Source organism: Vogesella amnigena, from assembly GCF_042648905.1.
GTDB classification, from domain to species: Bacteria; Pseudomonadota; Gammaproteobacteria; order Burkholderiales; family Chromobacteriaceae; genus Vogesella; species Vogesella amnigena.
This window is the reverse complement of record NZ_JBHRYH010000021.1, coordinates 302,380-318,961: the sequence shown is the minus strand read 5'-3', so window position 1 is coordinate 318,961 and position 16,582 is coordinate 302,380. Positions and strand designations below refer to the sequence as shown.

Sequence of the window (16,582 nt, the reverse complement as noted above, 5' to 3'; positions counted from 1 at the left end):
GCACGGCGCCTGAAACCGCCGTGGGTTCAACGGCTTGAACCTGGCACGGCAATGCCGGGCATGGTCATGCGGCCAACGCGGGTGGCTGACGCACCGCATGCATCTGCACTACCATGATGCGGTTTCCCACCGCTCGGCTGTTGCCGGATTCCGTGTTCATGCGCCATCTCTCCCTGCTGCTGCTCTGCCTGCCCCTGTCTGCCCTGGCGCTGGATTACCAGGTGGATATCGACGCCCCGCTATTGTTGCAGCCCCTGCTGGAAGACAACCTCGACCTGCTGCAGCTGCGTGCCGACGACAGCCTGCAGGAGCGAGACCTGGCGGCCATGGTGGAAGGCACGCCGGCCGAGGCGCGGGCGCTGCTGGAAACCGAAGGTTATTTCGGCGCCGAGGTGCAGGTGCGGCGCGATGGCAACCGGGTAACGGTGCGGGTCGAGCCCGGCCTGCCTGTCACCATCAGCCAGTTGCAGCTGGAGTTCAGCGGCGCGGTAACGCAGGAGCCGGATTACCAGCGCTTCGTGGCCGATGCCAATAGCAGCTGGAGCCTGCCGCCGGGGGCGGTATTCCGCCAGGCCGACTGGGACGACAGCAAGAAGGCGGCATTGCGCCCGCTGCTGCTGGAGCGCTTTCCGCTGGCGCGCATCAGCGCCTCGCGCGCCGAGATCGACCCGGCCAGCCGCAGCGCCAAGCTGCAGCTCACCATCGACAGCGGCCCGCGTATCCGTTTTGGCGAGCTGCAGATCAGCGGGGTGGAGCGTTACCCGGACAGCGTGATCCGCGGGCAGGCTACCTTCCAGCCGGGCAGCCCGTTCCGGCAGCAGGATGTGCTGGACTACCAGACCAGCCTGGAGCGTGACAACCACTACAGCAGCGTGGTGGTGGCGCCGCTGTGGGAGCAGCTGCAGGGCGAGCAGGTACCGGTTGGGGTGACGGTCAGCGAGGTGAAGCGGCAAAAGCTGGAGCTGGGCCTGAACTACAGTACCGGCGATGGCCCCGGCGTGCGCCTGGGCTACGAGCATTACAACCTGTTCCGCCGCGGCTACACCGGCTCGGTGGTGTATGACTGGAAGCGCGATCGCCAGCAGCTGGACCTGGGGCTGGCCTTTCCGCGCGAGGTGGGCGGCTATTCCCACGCCATCAACCTGCGCGCCAGCCACGAGGATGTGCAGGGTACCGTTACCGATGGCCGCGAGCTGGGGGTGTTCCGCATCCGCCAGGTGGGCAATATCGAATCACGGCTGGGGCTGGAATACGTGCAGGAACACGAAAGCGAGCAGGGCGTTGCCACCCGTGACAGCAAGGCGCTGATTGCCTCCTACGGCTGGACGCAGCGCGCCATCGACAGCCTGTTGCGGCCCAGCAGCGGCTACCTGATAGAGGCGCAAGTGGCCAGCACCGTGGGCGAGCTGGGCTCGGACACCCGCTTCCAGCGCGGTTACCTGCGGCTGGCCAACTACTGGTCGCCATCCTGGTTGCGCGGCACCCTGGTCAGCCGGGTGGAAGGCGGCCAGGTGTTCGCCCGCGACGGCAGCGAAGTGCCGACCTCGCGGCTGTTCAAGGCCGGTGGCGTGAACAGCGTGCGCGGCTACGAATACGAAAGCCTGGGCGTGGAAGAAAGCGACGGCACCATCAGTGGCGGCCGGGTGCTGACCACCGCCAGCGTGGAATACCAGTACCCGGTGACGCAGAACTGGCGTGCGGTGGTGTTCTTCGATGCCGGTGACGCTGCCGGCAACTGGCAGCAGCTGAACCTGGCCACCGCCTATGGCGTGGGCGTGCGCTGGCTCAGCCCGCTGGCGCCGCTGGCCTTCGACGTGGCACACGGCAACCGCGACAATCGCTGGCGCTGGAACCTCAACCTGGGCTTGGCGTTCTGATGCAGCCAGACATGCACACTCCCGAATCTCCATCCACTCCGCCGCCAGCAGGGCAGCCAGAGGCATCGCCGCCACGCCGTCGCCGCCCCTGGTTGCGTCTGCTGCTGCCTACCGCCGCGCTGCTGCTGGCCATGTTGGCCGCAGTGGGCTGGCTCACCGCCACGCCGCAGGGCTTTGCCACCCTGTGGCGCTGGGCCGGCGCGCTGAGCAATGGCAGCCTGCAGCTGGGCCGCAGCGAAGGCACGCTGTGGCACGGCTTCCGTCTACAGCAGCTGCGCTGGCAGCGTGACGGCAGCGAACTGGCGGTGGACAGCGTACAGCTGGACTGGGCGCCGCAGGCGCTGTGGCGCGGCCAACTGCATATCCGCCAGCTGGCGCTGGGCAATGTGCGCTACGTGGCCGGCCCGGCCCGCTCGCCTGCCAGCGCGCCGCAGGCGCCGGCGTCGCTGGCACTGCCGCTGGATGTGCGGCTGGACGCGCTGAGCGTGGCCAGCGTCAGCCAGCCCGGCCAGCCGCTGCTGTCGGCGCTGCACGCGCAGTACCGCTATATCGATAACCGTCACCGCTTCACCCTGCGGCAGCTGGATACACCGTGGGGCGGGGCTACCGTGGATTTCACCCTGCTGGATCGCGCGCCGTTCCGCCTGGCCGGGCAGCTGCGCTACCGCGGCGAACTGGAAGGCGTGGCCGCCGAGGGTGACGTGGCGCTGGCCGGCAGCCTGTTGCAACCCCGGCTGGGCGGCGAAATCAACGCCCACGGCATGCTGATCAAGCTGGACAGCGAATTCCGCCCGTTCGCCGCAGTGCCGCTGCAGCGCCTGCGCCGGCTGGAGGTACGAGTGGGCGGCGTCAACCCGCAGGCACTGCTGCCGCAACTGCCGCAGGCGCGGGTGGCACTGGCCATCAGCCTGGAGCCGCGCGATGCCGATTCGGTGCAGGGCGGCATTTCGCTGCTCAACAGCGAGCCCGGCCCGCTGTCGGCGCAGCGGTTGCCGCTGTCGCTGCTGTGGGGCGAGTTCCGCATCGATGGCGATACCCTGCACTTGCCGGCGCTGCAGGCGCAGCTGGCCGGTGGCAGCATCGTGTTGTCCGGCAGCGCCGCCAGCCAGGCGCTGGCGCTGGATGCCCGGCTGCAGGATATCGACAGCCGGCAGCTACACGCCGCGCTGCCGTCGCACCGCATCAGCGGCGAGATGCACGCCGCCGGCCGCGCGCGCCTGCCGCAGCTGCTGGTGAAACTGCGCAATGCCGAGCTGGGGCTGGATGCCCGCCTGCGGCTGGCCGATGCGCCAAGGCGGCTGGAGGTGCCGGAAATGACGCTGCGCACCGGCTTGGGCCGGCTGCAGGGCGGGCTTGGCTGGCAGTTCGACAGCCGCCAGCTGCAGTTTGCCGGCCGCCTGCTGGGCTTCGACCCATCGCGCATCGACCCGCGCTGGCCGGCCGGCAACATCAACGGCACGCTGGACAGCCGCGCCAGCCTGGCCGCCACGCCGCAGGGCGATGTCGCACTGAAGCTGGCCGGTAGCCAGCTGGGCGGCGCGCCGCTTGGGGGCCAACTGGCGCTGGCTTGGCAGCCGCAGCGCCTCAGCCGGCTGAACGCCGATCTGACACTGGGGCGCAACCGCCTGCAGGCCAGCGGTGGCTGGGGGCAGAGTGGCGACAAACTGCAATTCACACTGGATGCGCCGCAGCTATCGCTGCTGGGGCCAGCATTCGCTGGCGAGCTCAACGCGCAGCTGCAGCTGGCCGGTACCCCGGCCCGGCCGGATATCGCCGCCAAGCTGGCCGCCCGCGCGCTGCGGCTGCCCGGCGGCATTGCCATCGGCGCGCTGCAGGGCGAGGGCAGCAGCGGTTTGCAGCAGAACAGCCCGTTCCGCGTGCAACTGCAGGGGCGCGAGCTGCAAGGCGCCGGCCAGCGCCTGGACAGTCTGCAGCTGCAGGCCAGCGGCAATCGTGCTGCGCACCAGCTGCAACTGGAGGCGCGTGGTCAGCTGCAAGGCAAGCCGCAGACGCTGAGCCTGGCGCTGCGTGGCGGGCTGGCGGCGCAGAGCCTGCGCTGGCAGGGGCAGCTGGCCAGCCTGCAGGCAGCCGGTGGTCTGCCCTTGCGGCTGGAGGCGCCGGTGGCGCTGCAGCTGGCTGCCGATGCGGCCAGCCTGGGCCCCAGCCGCTGGCAGGCGCTGGGCAGCCAGTGGCAGCTGGACGATACCGTGTGGCAGCGTGCCAGCGGCTGGCGCAGCGCCGGCCGGGTCAGCGGCCTGGCGCTGGATGCGCTGTCGCCGTGGCTGCAGCTGCCGTTGCAGCAGGATCTGATTGTTGCCGGCGACTGGTCGCTGGCCGGGCAGCAAGGTTGGCCGCAGGGGCGCATCAGCCTGCGGCGCGAGCGGGGCGATGTGCTGCTGCCACAGCAGCAGCGCGCCCCGCAGCCGCTGGGCCTGAGCCGCGCCGAGCTGCTGCTGGGCCTGGGGCCAGCGGCACCGTTGCGCCTGCAGCTGGAGAGCCGCTACGGGCGGCTGGATGGCGAGGGTACGCTGCAGCTGCCCGCCAGTGGCGGCCTGGACGCCGCGCAGATCGCCGCCCGTGTGCAGCTGGCGCTGCCGTCCTTGCTGCCGCTGCAGCCGTGGCTGGGCAACGGGTTTGATATCGATGGTGCGCTGAATGCCGACGTGCGGCTGTCCGGCCCGCTGCTGGCGCCACTGTATGCCGGCGAAATCAACGGCCGCGGCTTGCGCTTCGTGGAGCGCAAGAACGGCATCCGGCTGGAGGACGGCGTGCTGCTGGCCCGGCTGCAGCAGCGTAGCTTGCTGGTGGAGCGGCTGAGCTTCGGCAAGCAGGGCGAGCTGCAGGCCAGTGGCAGCCTGTCGCTGGACGGCGATCAGCCGGGCGCCGCCGTTACCCTGCGATTGACGCGGCTGCCGCTGATCGAGCGCCCAGGGCGGCGGTTGATGGTGTCCGGCGACAGCCGCATTACCCTGGAACAGGGCAAGGTATTCCTGCGCGGCGATCTGGGCGTGGACCAGGCGCGCATGGAACTGCCGCGGCTGGGTGGCCCCAAGCTCTCGTCCGACGTGGTGGTGCTGGGGCGTACCGTGGCGGCGGACAGCGATACCGCGCTGCCGCTGGGCATGGATCTCAATATCCGGCTGGGCAATGACTTCCGCTTCAGTGGCAACGGCCTCAATGCCGAGCTGGGCGGCAGCGTGCGGCTGCTGGCGCAGCCGGGCGGCGAGCTGCAGGCGCGTGGCCAGGTGCGGGTGGACAAGGGGCGCTTCAAGGCCTATGGCCAGGACCTGGATATCGACAAGGGCCTGATCACCTTTACCGGCGCGCTGGACAACCCGGCACTGGACATTCGTGCCACGCGGCGCAATTCCAGCGTGGGCGCCGGGGTGGAAATCAGCGGCTCGGTGCTGCTGCCGGCGGTGAAGCTGGTGGCGGACGAGCCGATGTCGGAGAAGGACAAGCTGTCCTACCTGGTGCTGGGCCGCGCCGCCACGGTGGACGAGCGCAGCAGCAATATGGGCGGCGCCTCGGCCGGCGGGCTGCTGGCCGGCCTGATCAACGACCGCATCGGCCTGTTCGATGATGTCGGCGTGCAGACGCGTGGCGCCACGACCGGTAGTGACGGCACGGTGAACCCGGCGGAGCAGGTGGTAACGCTGGGCAAACAGCTGACCCGCGAGCTGTACGTGGGCTACGAGTACGGGCTGAAGAGCGCCGAGCAGGCGGTGCGCATCAGCTACCAGCTGTCGCAGAAGCTGTCGCTGATCGCCCGCGCCGGGCGCGAGGCCTCCAGCGAACTGCGCTACACCCTGCGGTTTGATTGAGCAGAACGGCGGAACGCCCGGTATCACCGGGCTTCCGCCCTACGTGGGGTGATTCACCGCCGCCACCATGCCACGCTGCCGGTGGGCGCGGCTCGTGGCCTTTACCCCCTGCGATTGTTTGGGTAGGGCGGAAGCCCCGCAGGGGCGTTCCGCCGCGATGCACCAGTTTGCGGCCAACTTGGTGGCGGAACGCCCGGTATGACCGGGCTTCCGCCCTACGTGGGGTGATTCACCGCCGCCACCATGCCGCGTTGTCGGTGGGCGCGGCCCGTGGCCTTTACCCCCTGCGATTGTTTGGGTAGGGCGGAAGCCCCACAGGGGCGTTCCGCCGCGATGCGCCAGTTTGCGGCCAACTTGGTGGCGGAGCGCCCGGTATCACCGGGCTTCCGCCCTACGTGGGGTGACTCACCGCCGCTACCAGTGCCGCCGCTTCATCCAGCGGCAGCGGTTTGCCGGTGAGGTAGCCCTGCACCGTGTCGCAGCCCAGCGCCGCCAGTGCGGCAAACTCCTCCTCGGTTTCCACGCCCTCGGCCAGCGCCTCCATGCCCAGGCTCTTGGCCAGGGTGATGATGGCCAGCACGATGGCCGCATTGTCCTGGCGGTGCTGCAGATTGGTCACGAAGCAGCGGTCGATCTTTACCGTATCCGGGGCGAAGTTCTTCAGGTAGGCCAGGCTGGAGTAGCCGGTGCCGAAGTCGTCCACCGCCAGCCGCACGCCCAGCTTCTTCAGCAGCGCCAGGGTCTGCTGCACCACGCCGGTTTTTTCCAGCAGCGCGTTCTCGGTCACCTCGATTTCCAGCTGCGCCGCCGGCAGGCCGCTGCTGGCCAGCGCGCGCGCCACTTCGTCGGCAAAGCCCGGTTGCGCCAGCTGGCGTGGCGAGGCGTTCACGGCGATGGTCAGGGCCGGCTTGCCGGCTGCCGGCCAGCCGGCCGCCACGTGGCAGGCTTCGCGCAGCACCCACAGGCCGATGTCGACGATCAGGCCGGAGTCTTCCGCCACCGGGATGAAACGGGTCGGTGGTATCACCCGGCCGGTGGCGTCGGTCCAGCGCAGCAGCGCCTCGAAGCCGGTTAGATGGCGTGCCGCCACGCTGTATTTCGGCTGCAGCGCCAGGCGCAGCTCGCCATTGGCGAGTGCTGCGCGCAGCTGGCTTTCCAGCAGCAGCCGCTCGTTGGCCTGCTGGGTCATGTGGCGACTGAAGAAGCAGAAGTTGTTGCGCCCGCCGGCCTTGGCCTCGTACATCGCCATGTCTGCATTCTTCAGCAGCAGCGCGGCGTTGCTGCCGTCTTCCGGGCTGATGGCAATACCGATGCTGGCGGTAATCACCAGCTGGTGGCCATCGACGCTGAACGGCGCCTGCAGCGCTTCCAGAATGCGCTCGGCCACGCCGGCGGCCTGGTCGCTGTCGACCAGCTCCGGCAGGATGATCACGAACTCGTCGCCGCCGGTGCGGCCAACGGTGTCCATGTCGCGCAGCTCGCCGCGGGTGCGGCGTGCCACGGCCTGCAGCAGCGCATCGCCGGTGGCATGGCCCAGCGAATCGTTGATGTTCTTGAAGCGGTCCAGGTCCATGAACAGTACCGCCACCTTGTGGCCGCTGCGGCTGGATGCGCGCAGCGATTGCTGCAGCCGGTCGGAGAGCAGCAGGCGGTTGGGCAGGTCGGTCAGGTGGTCGTACTCGGCCAGGTGCTGCACCCGCGCCTCGGCCAGCTTACGTTCGCTGATGTCGGAGAACAGCGCCACGTAGTGGCTGAGCTTGCCGTCGTCGTCGCGCAGCGCGCTGATGGTGAGCCACTCCGGGTAGATTTCGCCGTTTTTGCGCCGGTTCCAGATTTCGCCGGACCACTGGCCGCGTGCGCGCAGGTGGTTCCACATGTCTTCGTAGAACTGCCGGTCGTGGCGGCCGGAGGAGAACAGCGCCGGGGTGTTGCCCAGCGCCTCCTGCTCGGTGTAGCCGGTAATGGTGCTGAAGGCGCGGTTCACCGCCACGATGTGGCTGGCTGCGTCGGTAATCAGGATCGCCTCGGTGCTGGCTTCGAATACCTTGGCGGCCAGCCGCAGCTCGTGCTGCTGCGCCACGCGGGCGCTGACATCGCGCGCGGTGGCGCACAGATAGGTCTCGCCGCCAAAGCTGACGGTGGATTGCTGCACTTCCAGCAGCTGCGGGCCCTGCAGGGTGGCGATTTCCTGTTCCTGTGCCACGCCGTCAGCGGCGCCAGGGTCGAACAGCTGCTGCAGTTGCAGGCTGTTCTCGCCGGCAAAGCATTCGCGTGCGCGCTGGTTCAGGTACACCACGCGGCCACTGCTGTCGCGCAGCACGATGATGTCGGCGGCGCTGTCGCTCATGTGGCGGGTCAGTTCCAGGTCGCGGGCGTTGGCCGCCAGCTGCCGCTCTTTTTCATCCAGCTGCAGGCGGTAGCTGCCTACCAGCTGGCGCATCCAGCGCGAGTAGTACAGCGAGAACAGCAGCGCCAGCAGCATGGTGGCGGCCAGAATGCCGCTGGTGGCCAGCATGCGGTTGCGGGTGGCCGCCATCAGCCGGCTGTCATCGTCGTCATCGCTGCTGCTCAGCAGCTGGCGCCGGGCCACCGCCACCACGCGCCAGCCCCATTGCGGCATGGTGGCCACATAGGCGGTATAGGTGACGGTCTTGCCGGCTTCCTGCTGCTCGAAGCTGAACACACTGCCAGGCTTGCTGTTGCTGCTCAGCGCCTGCAGTGCGCTGCCGCTGTCCTGGCGTGGCGGGCTGCCATCGAAGTTCAGCAGCGTGCGGCCCTGGTCGTCGAATACCGCAAAGCCGCTGTGCGGGCCTACCCGCTGGCGTGCCAGCAGCGCCAGCCCCTGGCGTTGCAGGTCTTCCTGCATATTGCGCAGGTACTCGCCGCCGCCTATCAGCCAGTTGTAGGGCGCGAAATAGCGCACATAGGCAATCTTGTCCGACATCATGCGCTCGCCGGGGCGGTACCAGCGGTAGGTGGCGTAGCCGCTGCCAAGCCGGTTGTGGGTAGCCTGGATCAGCGTGCGCATGATGTAGGTGCCCTGGTCGTCGCGGTTGTCCAGCAGCGAGCTGCCCTCACGCGATGGATCAGTGGGTAGCAGCAGGCAGTCGCCATTCATGCTGTCGACAAAGTAGTAGCCGCGGCCTGCGAAGTAGCGCAGCGGGCGCAGCGCTTCCAGGATGTCGCGCTGGATGTGCTCCGGCGGGCGGCTGCCCTTTTGTCGCTGGTATAGCGCGGTGGCCAGGGTATGGGCGCTGTCCACCTGTTCGCGGATGCGCTGCTGCAGCACCTCGCGGGTCTGGTCGTGCAGGCTGGTCAGCAGCATGCGGGCGTGCTCGCCCCAGGCACGCAGAAACGCCTGGCCGCGCAGTTCGTTCTGCTGCTGGCTGGCGAGCCGGCTGTGCTGGTAATCCTGCCAGTGCTGATAGAAAAAATAGCCGGCCAGCAGCGTGACGACGGTAACGACCGCCCCCAGCATGCCGAACAGCTGCAGGCGGACCAGCTTGTTCTGGATGCGGTGCATGTGTGTGATGGTGTGGCGGGTGGGTTGGATCATTATAAAAACCGGCTAGCGCGGCAGCTTGATAATTGTCAGCCCGGCAAGCTTTATCGCAACGCATCGGGTACAATCCGCGCCGGGGAGTCGGCCAGACAGTCGCCGCGTGCTTGCACGGGGAGGAAAGTCCGGGCTCCACAGGGCAGGATGCTGGCTAACGGCCAGGCGTCGCGAGGCGACGGAAAGTGGAACAGAGAGCTGAACCGCCGATGGCCGGACTTGTCACCCGCAAGGGTGACAAAGTCTTTTCAAGCAGGGCTTGTCCCGGCGAGAAAATCTGTAAAGACGGATCAGGCAAGGGTGAAAAGGTGGACTCCTTCGGGAGCCGCCGGGGGAAACCCCGGCGCGGTAAGAGCGCACCGCGGACGCAGTGATGCGGACGGCAGGCTAAACCCCATCCGGAGCAAGACCAAATAGGGGTACATTGGCGTGGCCCGCGCTGTACCCGGGTAGGTTGCTTGAGCCTGTCGGTAACGGCAGGACTAGAGGAATGACTGTCCAACGACAGAACCCGGCTTATCGACCGACTCCCCACCCTCTTCTACACACGGCAGCCCACGCTGCCGGCCCCGCTTTGCCACATTTTCGCTGGCAATTGTCATAGCTTAAAAAATAGGCAAAAAGCTTTTTACCACCGCAGTAAAAGGCAGTACAATGGCGACCCTTTTCAGACGCCATCCCTTTCATTTGCCATGCAAATCGGCCCTTACCAGCTCAAGAACCGCCTGATCGTGGCGCCCATGGCGGGCGTGACCGACAGGCCGTTCCGCATGCTGTGCAAGCAGATGGGCGCCGGGATGGCGGTGTCGGAAATGATCACCGCCAACAAGGCGCTGTGGACCACGCCCAAGACGCTGCGGCGGGCCAATCACGAAGGTGAAGTGGAGCCCATCGTGGTGCAGATCGCCGGCGGCGAGCCGCAGATGCTGGCCGATGCCGCGCGGCTGAATGTGGAACACGGCGCGCAGATCATCGACATCAACATGGGCTGCCCGGCCAAGAAGGTGTGCAATGTGGCTGCCGGCTCGGCGCTGCTGCGCGACCTTTCCAACGTTGGCCGCATCCTGGAGCAGGTGGTGAAGGCGGTGGATGTGCCGGTAACGCTGAAAACCCGCACCGGCTGGAGCAGCGAAATCAAGACCGCGCTGCAGGTGGCGCGCATGGCCGAGGATGCCGGCATTGCCGCCCTGGCCCTGCATGGCCGCACCCGCGAGGACATGTACCGTGGTGCCGCCGAGTACGACACCATTGCGGCGGTAAAGCAGGCGATCAGCATTCCGGTGGTGGCCAACGGCGACATCGACAGCCCGCAAAAAGCGAAATACGTGCTGGAGTACACCGGCGCCGACGCCATCATGATCGGCCGCGCCGCGCAGGGCCGGCCGTGGATTTTCCGCGAGATCCAGCACTACCTGGACAGCGGCGAGATCCTGCCGCCGCCGCGCATCGCCGAGATCGCGGTGGTCATGCAGGCCCACCTTACCGAGCTGTACGACTTCTACGGCGAATACAGCGGCTGCCGCATCGCGCGCAAGCATATCGCCTGGTACACCAAGGGGCTGCGCGGTAGCAATGACTTCCGCCAGGCGATGTACCGGCTGGAAAGCACTGCCGAACAGCAGCAGGCGGTGGCGCAATATTTCAACTGGCTGGCGGAGCATTCCGAGCGGCTGGAATACCTGGCAGACAGCGTGGCCGAGGCTGACGCGGTGGCCGATTGAGAATCCGGAATAGTCGATAACATCATGCAGAATAATGACGATATTTCCTTGAGCGTGCGCCTGGCGATGGAGCAGTACTTCCGCGACTTGGATGGCGAAACGCCGGCCGCCATCTACGACATGGTGCTGGCCTGCGTGGAAAAACCGCTGCTGGAAGTGGTGCTGACCCACACCCAGGGCAACCAGACGCGCGCGGCCGAACTGCTGGGCCTCAATCGCAATACACTGCGCAAGAAAATGAAGGCTTACGACCTGATCTGAACCAAGCCACCCGTGTACCCGGGTGGTTTTATTTTGACTAGCGAACTCCCCTGCAGGGCAGGGGCGGGGGCGATGAAGTTATCAATAAGATTGATCTCCAGGCTGGCGGCGCGGATCGCGCCCTGGCAGACAGTATTTGAGTTGGCCGCAAGCTTGCTTGCGGCTACGTTAACTTTGAAAGCGGTAGACAGACCATGACCAAGATCGAACGTGCGCTGATCAGCGTTTCTGACAAAACCGGTGTGCTTGAATTTGCCCAGGCACTGGCCGGCTTTGGTGTCGAAATCCTTTCCACTGGCGGCACCTCCAAGCTGCTGCGCGATGCCGGCGTACCGGTAATCGACGTGTCGGATTACACCGGCTTCCCGGAAATGCTGGACGGCCGCGTGAAGACCCTGCACCCGAAAGTGCACGGCGGCATTCTTGGTCGTCGCGACCTGCCGGAACACGTGGCCACCATGCAGGAACACGGCATCGGCAACATCGACCTGGTGTGCGTGAACCTCTACCCGTTCGAAGCCACCATCGCCAAGGCTGACTGCTCGCTGGAAGATGCCATCGAAAACATCGACATCGGTGGCCCGACCATGGTGCGTTCCGCTGCCAAGAACTGGCAGCACGTGGCCATCGTTACCGATGCGGCCGACTACGTGGCACTGGCTGAAGAGATGCAGGCCAATGCCGGCAAGCTGTCCAAGCTCACCCGCCTGAACCTGTCGAAGAAAGCCTTCACCCACACCGCTGCCTACGATGGTGCCATCTCCAACTACCTGACCAGCCTGGCTGAAGGCGTGGACAGCGGCGTGCCGGAACGCTTCGCCTTCCCGAACCGCCTGAATGCCCAGTTCGTGAAAGTGCAGGACATGCGCTACGGCGAAAACCCGCACCAGGCAGCCGCCTTCTACCGCGACCTGGACCCGGCAGCCGGCTCCATCGCCAACTACCGCCAGCTGCAGGGCAAGGAGCTGTCCTACAACAACATCGCCGACGCCGATGCCGCCTGGGAAGCCGTGAAGACCTTCGACGCGCCGGCCTGCGTGATCGTGAAGCACGCCAACCCGTGTGGCGTGGCCATCGCCGCCGACACCCTGACCGCCTACAAGCTGGCGTTCGCGACCGACACCACCAGCGCCTTCGGCGGCATCATCGCCTTCAACCGCCCGGTGGATGCCGAAACCGTGGAAGCGGTAACCGGCCAGTTCCTGGAAGTGCTGCTGGCACCGGCGTTCACCGATGAAGCCAAAGCGCTGATCGCGGCCAAGAAAAACGTGCGCGTGCTGGAGATTCCGCTGGAAGCCGGCGCCAACCGCTACGAGCTGAAGCGCGTGGGTGGCGGCGTATTGGTGCAGACGCCGGACATCCGCAACGTGGGCCTGGACGAACTGCGCGTGGTGACCAAGCGTGCCCCGACCGAACAGGAAATGGCTGACCTGCTGTTCGCCTGGCGCGTGGCCAAGTACGTGAAGTCCAACGCCATCGTATTCTGCAAGAACGGCCAGACCGCCGGTATCGGCGCCGGCCAGATGAGCCGCGTGGATTCCACCCGCATCGCCGCCCGCAAGGCGCAGGATGCCGGCCTGACCCTGCAGGGTGCGGTAGCCTCCTCCGATGCCTTCTTCCCGTTCCGCGACGGTATCGACGTGATTGCCGAGCAGGGCATCAAGGCCATTATTCAGCCGGGTGGCTCCATGCGTGACGACGAAGTCTTCGCCGCCGCCGACGAGCACGGTATTGCCATGGTTCTGACCGGCGTACGCCATTTCCGTCATTGATGGAGTAGGGCGGAAGCCCCGTAGGGGTGTTCCGCCGTTTTGAACAGGACATGGCGGAACGCCCCTGCGGGGGCTTCCGCCCTACTAGAGAAAAGCCATGAAAGTACTTGTCATCGGTTCCGGCGGCCGCGAGCACGCGCTGGCCTGGCGTATCGCGCAGTCCCGTCGTGTGTCCAAGGTATTCGTGGCGCCGGGCAACGCCGGTACCGAGCTGGACGCCTATCTGACCAATGTGCCCATCACCGGCATTACCGAACTGGTGGAATTTGCCCAGGCGGAGAAGGTAGAGCTGACCGTGGTCGGCCCCGAGGCGCCGCTGGCCGCTGGCGTGGTGGATGCCTTCCGCGCCGCCGGGCTGAAGATATTCGGCCCGACGCAGTACTGCGCGCAGCTGGAAAGCTCCAAGGATTTCGCCAAGGCGTTCATGCAGCGTCACGGCATTCCTACTGCCGGTTATGAAACCTTCAGCGACGCCGCCGCCGCGCACGACTACGTTGGCCGCAAGGGTGCGCCGATCGTGATCAAGGCCGATGGCCTGGCTGCCGGCAAGGGCGTGGTGGTGGCGATGACGCTGGACGAAGCGCACGCGGCCATCGACGACATGCTGGTGGGTAACAAGATGGGCGACGCCGGCGCACGCGTGGTGATCGAGGACTTCCTGCAGGGCGAGGAAGCCAGCTTCATCGTGATGGTGGATGGCGAGCACGTGCTGGCCATGGCGACCAGCCAGGACCACAAGCGGCTGAAAGATGGCGACCAGGGCCCCAACACTGGCGGCATGGGCGCCTACAGCCCGGCTCCGGTGGTAACGCCGGAAGTGCATGCCCGCGTGATGCGCGAGATCATTCTGCCCACCGTGCGCGGCATGAAGGCCGATGGCCACGCCTACACCGGCTTCCTGTACGCCGGCCTGATGATCGACGCCAACGGCAACCCGTTCACCATCGAGTTCAACTGCCGTTTCGGCGACCCGGAAACCCAGCCCATCATGGCGCGCCTGAAGTCCGACTTCACCGTGCTGCTGGAAGCCGGCGTCAACGGCAAGCTGGACACGGTGGAAGCGGACTGGGACCGCCGCGTGGCGCTGGGCGTGGTACTGGCCGCATCCGGCTACCCGGATGCCCCGCGCAAGGGCGATCTGATCAGCCATATCCCTGCTGCCACGGAAGACACCATGACCTTCCATGCCGGCTCCAGCTTCAATGCCGATGGCCAGCTGGTGACCAGCGGCGGCCGTGTGCTGTGCGTGGTGGGCCTGGGCGACAGCGTGAAGATGGCACAGCAGAAAGCCTATGCCGTGGCCGACCAGATCGAGTTTGCCGGCAAGCAGCTGCGCCGCGACATCGGCAACCGCGCCATCGGCCGCCAGAAGTAAACGTTGGCCGCATGATGAGCAACGGCGCCTGCGGGCGCCGTTGTTTTTTGTAACGTTGACTGGTGGTCGCACTGTTTAAACAGTATCCGATGGCAGCTTTTAGCTATCTATGGTTTATGCTAGGGAAGTTTTTTATGTCATTAAGGAATGAGCATGAAATTTCGTCCCATGTTGCCGTTGTTGCTGGGGGCAATACTGACCAGTGCCTGCGCCACGCAGACCCTGGATGTGCCTCGCGCTGACAACTATCCGGTGTCCTCGCAGAAAAAGGCGCGTGCGGTACACCATTGGGATGTGCTGGCTGAAGATGTGGCTGGCCGTATTGCGGAAAAACTGCAACCTAAGTATGCCGGTCAGCCGCTATATGTGCAGGCGGCGGGCGATTCTTCATTCATGCAGGGCTTTCGCAAGTTGCTGATCAATCAGCTGATCGCCAAGGGGATGGAAGTGGCTACCCAGCCGGCTGGCACATTGCAAGTCAAGCTGGATGCGCAATTGGTTAGGCATAACAGCCAGGCAGGCAACAGTGTGCAGCTGAAAGCCACCAGTCTGGCGGCGGGTATTGCCGTGATTCGTGATCTGACATTCCAGCATACCGCAACCGCTTATACCCTGATCGGTCTTGGGGCCGCTGCCGGTCTGGATGCGGCCAACCTGGCATTGAACGGCAGTGCCAGTGGTGGGCCAACCCGTACCGAAGTGTTGGTAACGACTACAGTCGAGGCGGCGCAGCGCTATCTGGTTAGCACCTCTGATGTGTATTACATCGAGAGCGAAGACGCATCGTTGTACAAGGCGCAGGATCCGCTGCATACCTGGAAGGTGGTGGGGCAATGAAAAAGCTGCTGACTATTTTCTTGTTCGGCCTGGTGTTGAGTGGCTGTGCATCGGTAGAGGTGCCGCAAGCACGCAGCAACCTGATTGCGGCCAACTATGAGGCAGTGGATGCCTTGCTAGCGGGGATACCGATGGCAACGGACCAGCCTTTGCTGGTAGCCACTTTGGTAAACGTGGATGTGCTGACCGAATCATCGCGTCTGGGACGGCTTTTTTCCGAGCAGATTGCAGCCCGACTTACCAAGCGCGGCTTCCCGGTAAAAGAGCTCAAGCTGCGGGAGAACCTGTTCATGAAGCAGAGTGAGGGTGAGTTATTGCTGTCCCGCGAGGTGAGCGAAGTCAGCAAGGCGCAAAATGCGCGTGCAGTCGTAGTTGGCACCTATGCCGCTTCCAATAGCATGCTCTATGTGAATCTGAAGTTGGTAAATCCAACTGGCAATGTGGTGTTGGCCGCGCATGATTATTCGTTGCCGCTGGACGGTAATATCAGTGATCTGCTGGGACGACGAAAGACAACACCATTTTGAGAGGTAGCGCGTTTTACCCAGGGCCATCGATAGGATGGCCCTTTTTCATGCTGCGGATGGTTAGGTCTGTCTACACTTAAGCAGGTGCCATCTAGGGGGATCACCATGCGCAGCCTGATATTCGCCCTGTTAGTGCTGGCCGCTGGCAGCCACGCCGCCGACAGCCTGCAGCTGCGGTTGCTGACCGAAGATTACCCGCCGTTCAATATGCAGACCCCGGGCAAGCAGATTACCGGCTCGGCCACCGATATCGTGCGCGAGCTGATGCTGCGCAGCGGCATCCGCTACAGCATCGAACTGCTGCCGTGGTTGCGTGCCTACAACCGAGCGGTGCTGGAACCGGGTACCTGCGTATTCGCCACTACGCGTACCGATCAGCGCGAGAGCCAGTTCAAGTGGATCGGCCCGGTGGGGGAGACGTCATGGGTGCTGTTCGGTCGCAGTGACAATCCACGGGTATTGAACAATCTGGAAGAGGCTCGCCGCTACCGGCTGGGTGGCTATGCCGGCGATGCGGTGGCGCAGTACCTGATTGCCCGCAATTTCGATGTGGACCTGGCAACCCAGGATGAGCAGAACGTGCGCAAGCTGCTGGCCGGCCGCATCGACTACTGGGCCACCGGCAAGCACAGTGGTTTCCTGCTGCTGGCGCGCGAGAAAGTCAGCAATATCCGCCCGGTGCTCACTTTCAATACCACCTTCCTTTATCTGGCCTGCAATATCGGCATGAGCGATCAGCTGGCCAGCCAGCTCAACGATACGCTGCGCAAGATGCAGAAAGATGGCACTGTGGCTAAAATCAACGCCCGATATCTGCCTGATTGAGCGGGAA

General features: G+C 65.4%; 10 protein-coding genes and 1 other RNA gene. 10 read left to right on the top strand and 1 reads right to left on the bottom strand.

Going from position 1 to position 16,582, the window contains the following annotated elements; translation table 11 throughout:
- Positions 1 to 158 precede the first annotated feature (158 nt).
- Both ACFOKJ_RS11310 and ACFOKJ_RS11305 read left to right on the top strand, forming a co-directional pair.
- Entirely contained in the window at positions 159 to 1,877 is a 1,719-nt protein-coding gene (locus tag ACFOKJ_RS11310; protein ID WP_390279601.1) for an autotransporter assembly complex protein TamA, read from the top strand.
- An 11-nt stretch (positions 1,878 to 1,888) separates the two neighbouring features.
- Entirely contained in the window at positions 1,889 to 5,701 is a 3,813-nt protein-coding gene (locus tag ACFOKJ_RS11305) for a translocation/assembly module TamB domain-containing protein (RefSeq protein ID WP_390279599.1), read from the top strand.
- Between the two features lie 391 nt (positions 5,702 to 6,092).
- Here ACFOKJ_RS11305 and ACFOKJ_RS11300 read toward each other — a convergent pair whose 3' ends face one another.
- The gene (locus ACFOKJ_RS11300; protein WP_390279597.1) at positions 6,093 to 9,257 is read right to left on the bottom strand and encodes an EAL domain-containing protein; all 3,165 of its coding nucleotides are present in this window, start codon (positions 9,255 to 9,257) and stop codon (positions 6,093 to 6,095) included.
- 83 nt (positions 9,258 to 9,340) lie between these two features.
- On the opposite strand from ACFOKJ_RS11300, the gene rnpB reads away from it, so the two are divergent.
- From rnpB to ACFOKJ_RS11260, 8 genes are all read left to right on the top strand, one after another.
- An RNA gene (rnpB, locus tag ACFOKJ_RS11295) (RNase P RNA component class A) lies at positions 9,341 to 9,792 on the top strand.
- Positions 9,793 to 9,949: 157 nt separating this feature from the next.
- Positions 9,950 to 10,978, top strand: coding sequence for a tRNA dihydrouridine synthase DusB (gene dusB, locus ACFOKJ_RS11290; RefSeq protein ID WP_390279595.1), 1,029 nt, complete (start codon positions 9,950 to 9,952; stop codon positions 10,976 to 10,978).
- Positions 10,979 to 11,002: 24 nt separating this feature from the next.
- Positions 11,003 to 11,239, top strand: a complete 237-nt coding sequence (locus ACFOKJ_RS11285) for a helix-turn-helix domain-containing protein (protein WP_174873430.1) — start codon at positions 11,003 to 11,005, stop codon at positions 11,237 to 11,239.
- A gap of 194 nt (positions 11,240 to 11,433) precedes the next feature.
- Positions 11,434 to 13,011, top strand: coding sequence for a bifunctional phosphoribosylaminoimidazolecarboxamide formyltransferase/IMP cyclohydrolase (gene purH, locus ACFOKJ_RS11280; protein WP_390279593.1), 1,578 nt, complete (start codon positions 11,434 to 11,436; stop codon positions 13,009 to 13,011).
- 97 nt (positions 13,012 to 13,108) lie between these two features.
- Positions 13,109 to 14,386: a phosphoribosylamine--glycine ligase gene (gene purD, locus ACFOKJ_RS11275; RefSeq protein ID WP_390279591.1), complete on the top strand. Its 1,278-nt coding sequence runs from the start codon at positions 13,109 to 13,111 to the stop codon at positions 14,384 to 14,386.
- Between the two features lie 153 nt (positions 14,387 to 14,539).
- Positions 14,540 to 15,223 (top strand): hypothetical protein, encoded by a 684-nt coding sequence (locus ACFOKJ_RS11270; protein ID WP_390279589.1) that lies wholly within the window; start codon positions 14,540 to 14,542, stop codon positions 15,221 to 15,223.
- Positions 15,220 to 15,750 carry a FlgO family outer membrane protein gene (locus tag ACFOKJ_RS11265; protein ID WP_390279588.1) on the top strand — a complete coding sequence of 177 codons (531 nt, stop codon included), beginning with the start codon at positions 15,220 to 15,222 and terminating at the stop codon, positions 15,748 to 15,750. Before ACFOKJ_RS11270 ends, ACFOKJ_RS11265 begins: the two co-directional genes overlap by 4 nt.
- Positions 15,751 to 15,855: 105 nt before the next feature.
- A complete protein-coding gene (locus ACFOKJ_RS11260) occupies positions 15,856 to 16,575 on the top strand; it encodes a substrate-binding periplasmic protein (protein WP_390279586.1) in 720 nt (239 codons plus the stop codon).
- The last annotated feature ends 7 nt before the right edge of the window (positions 16,576 to 16,582 follow it).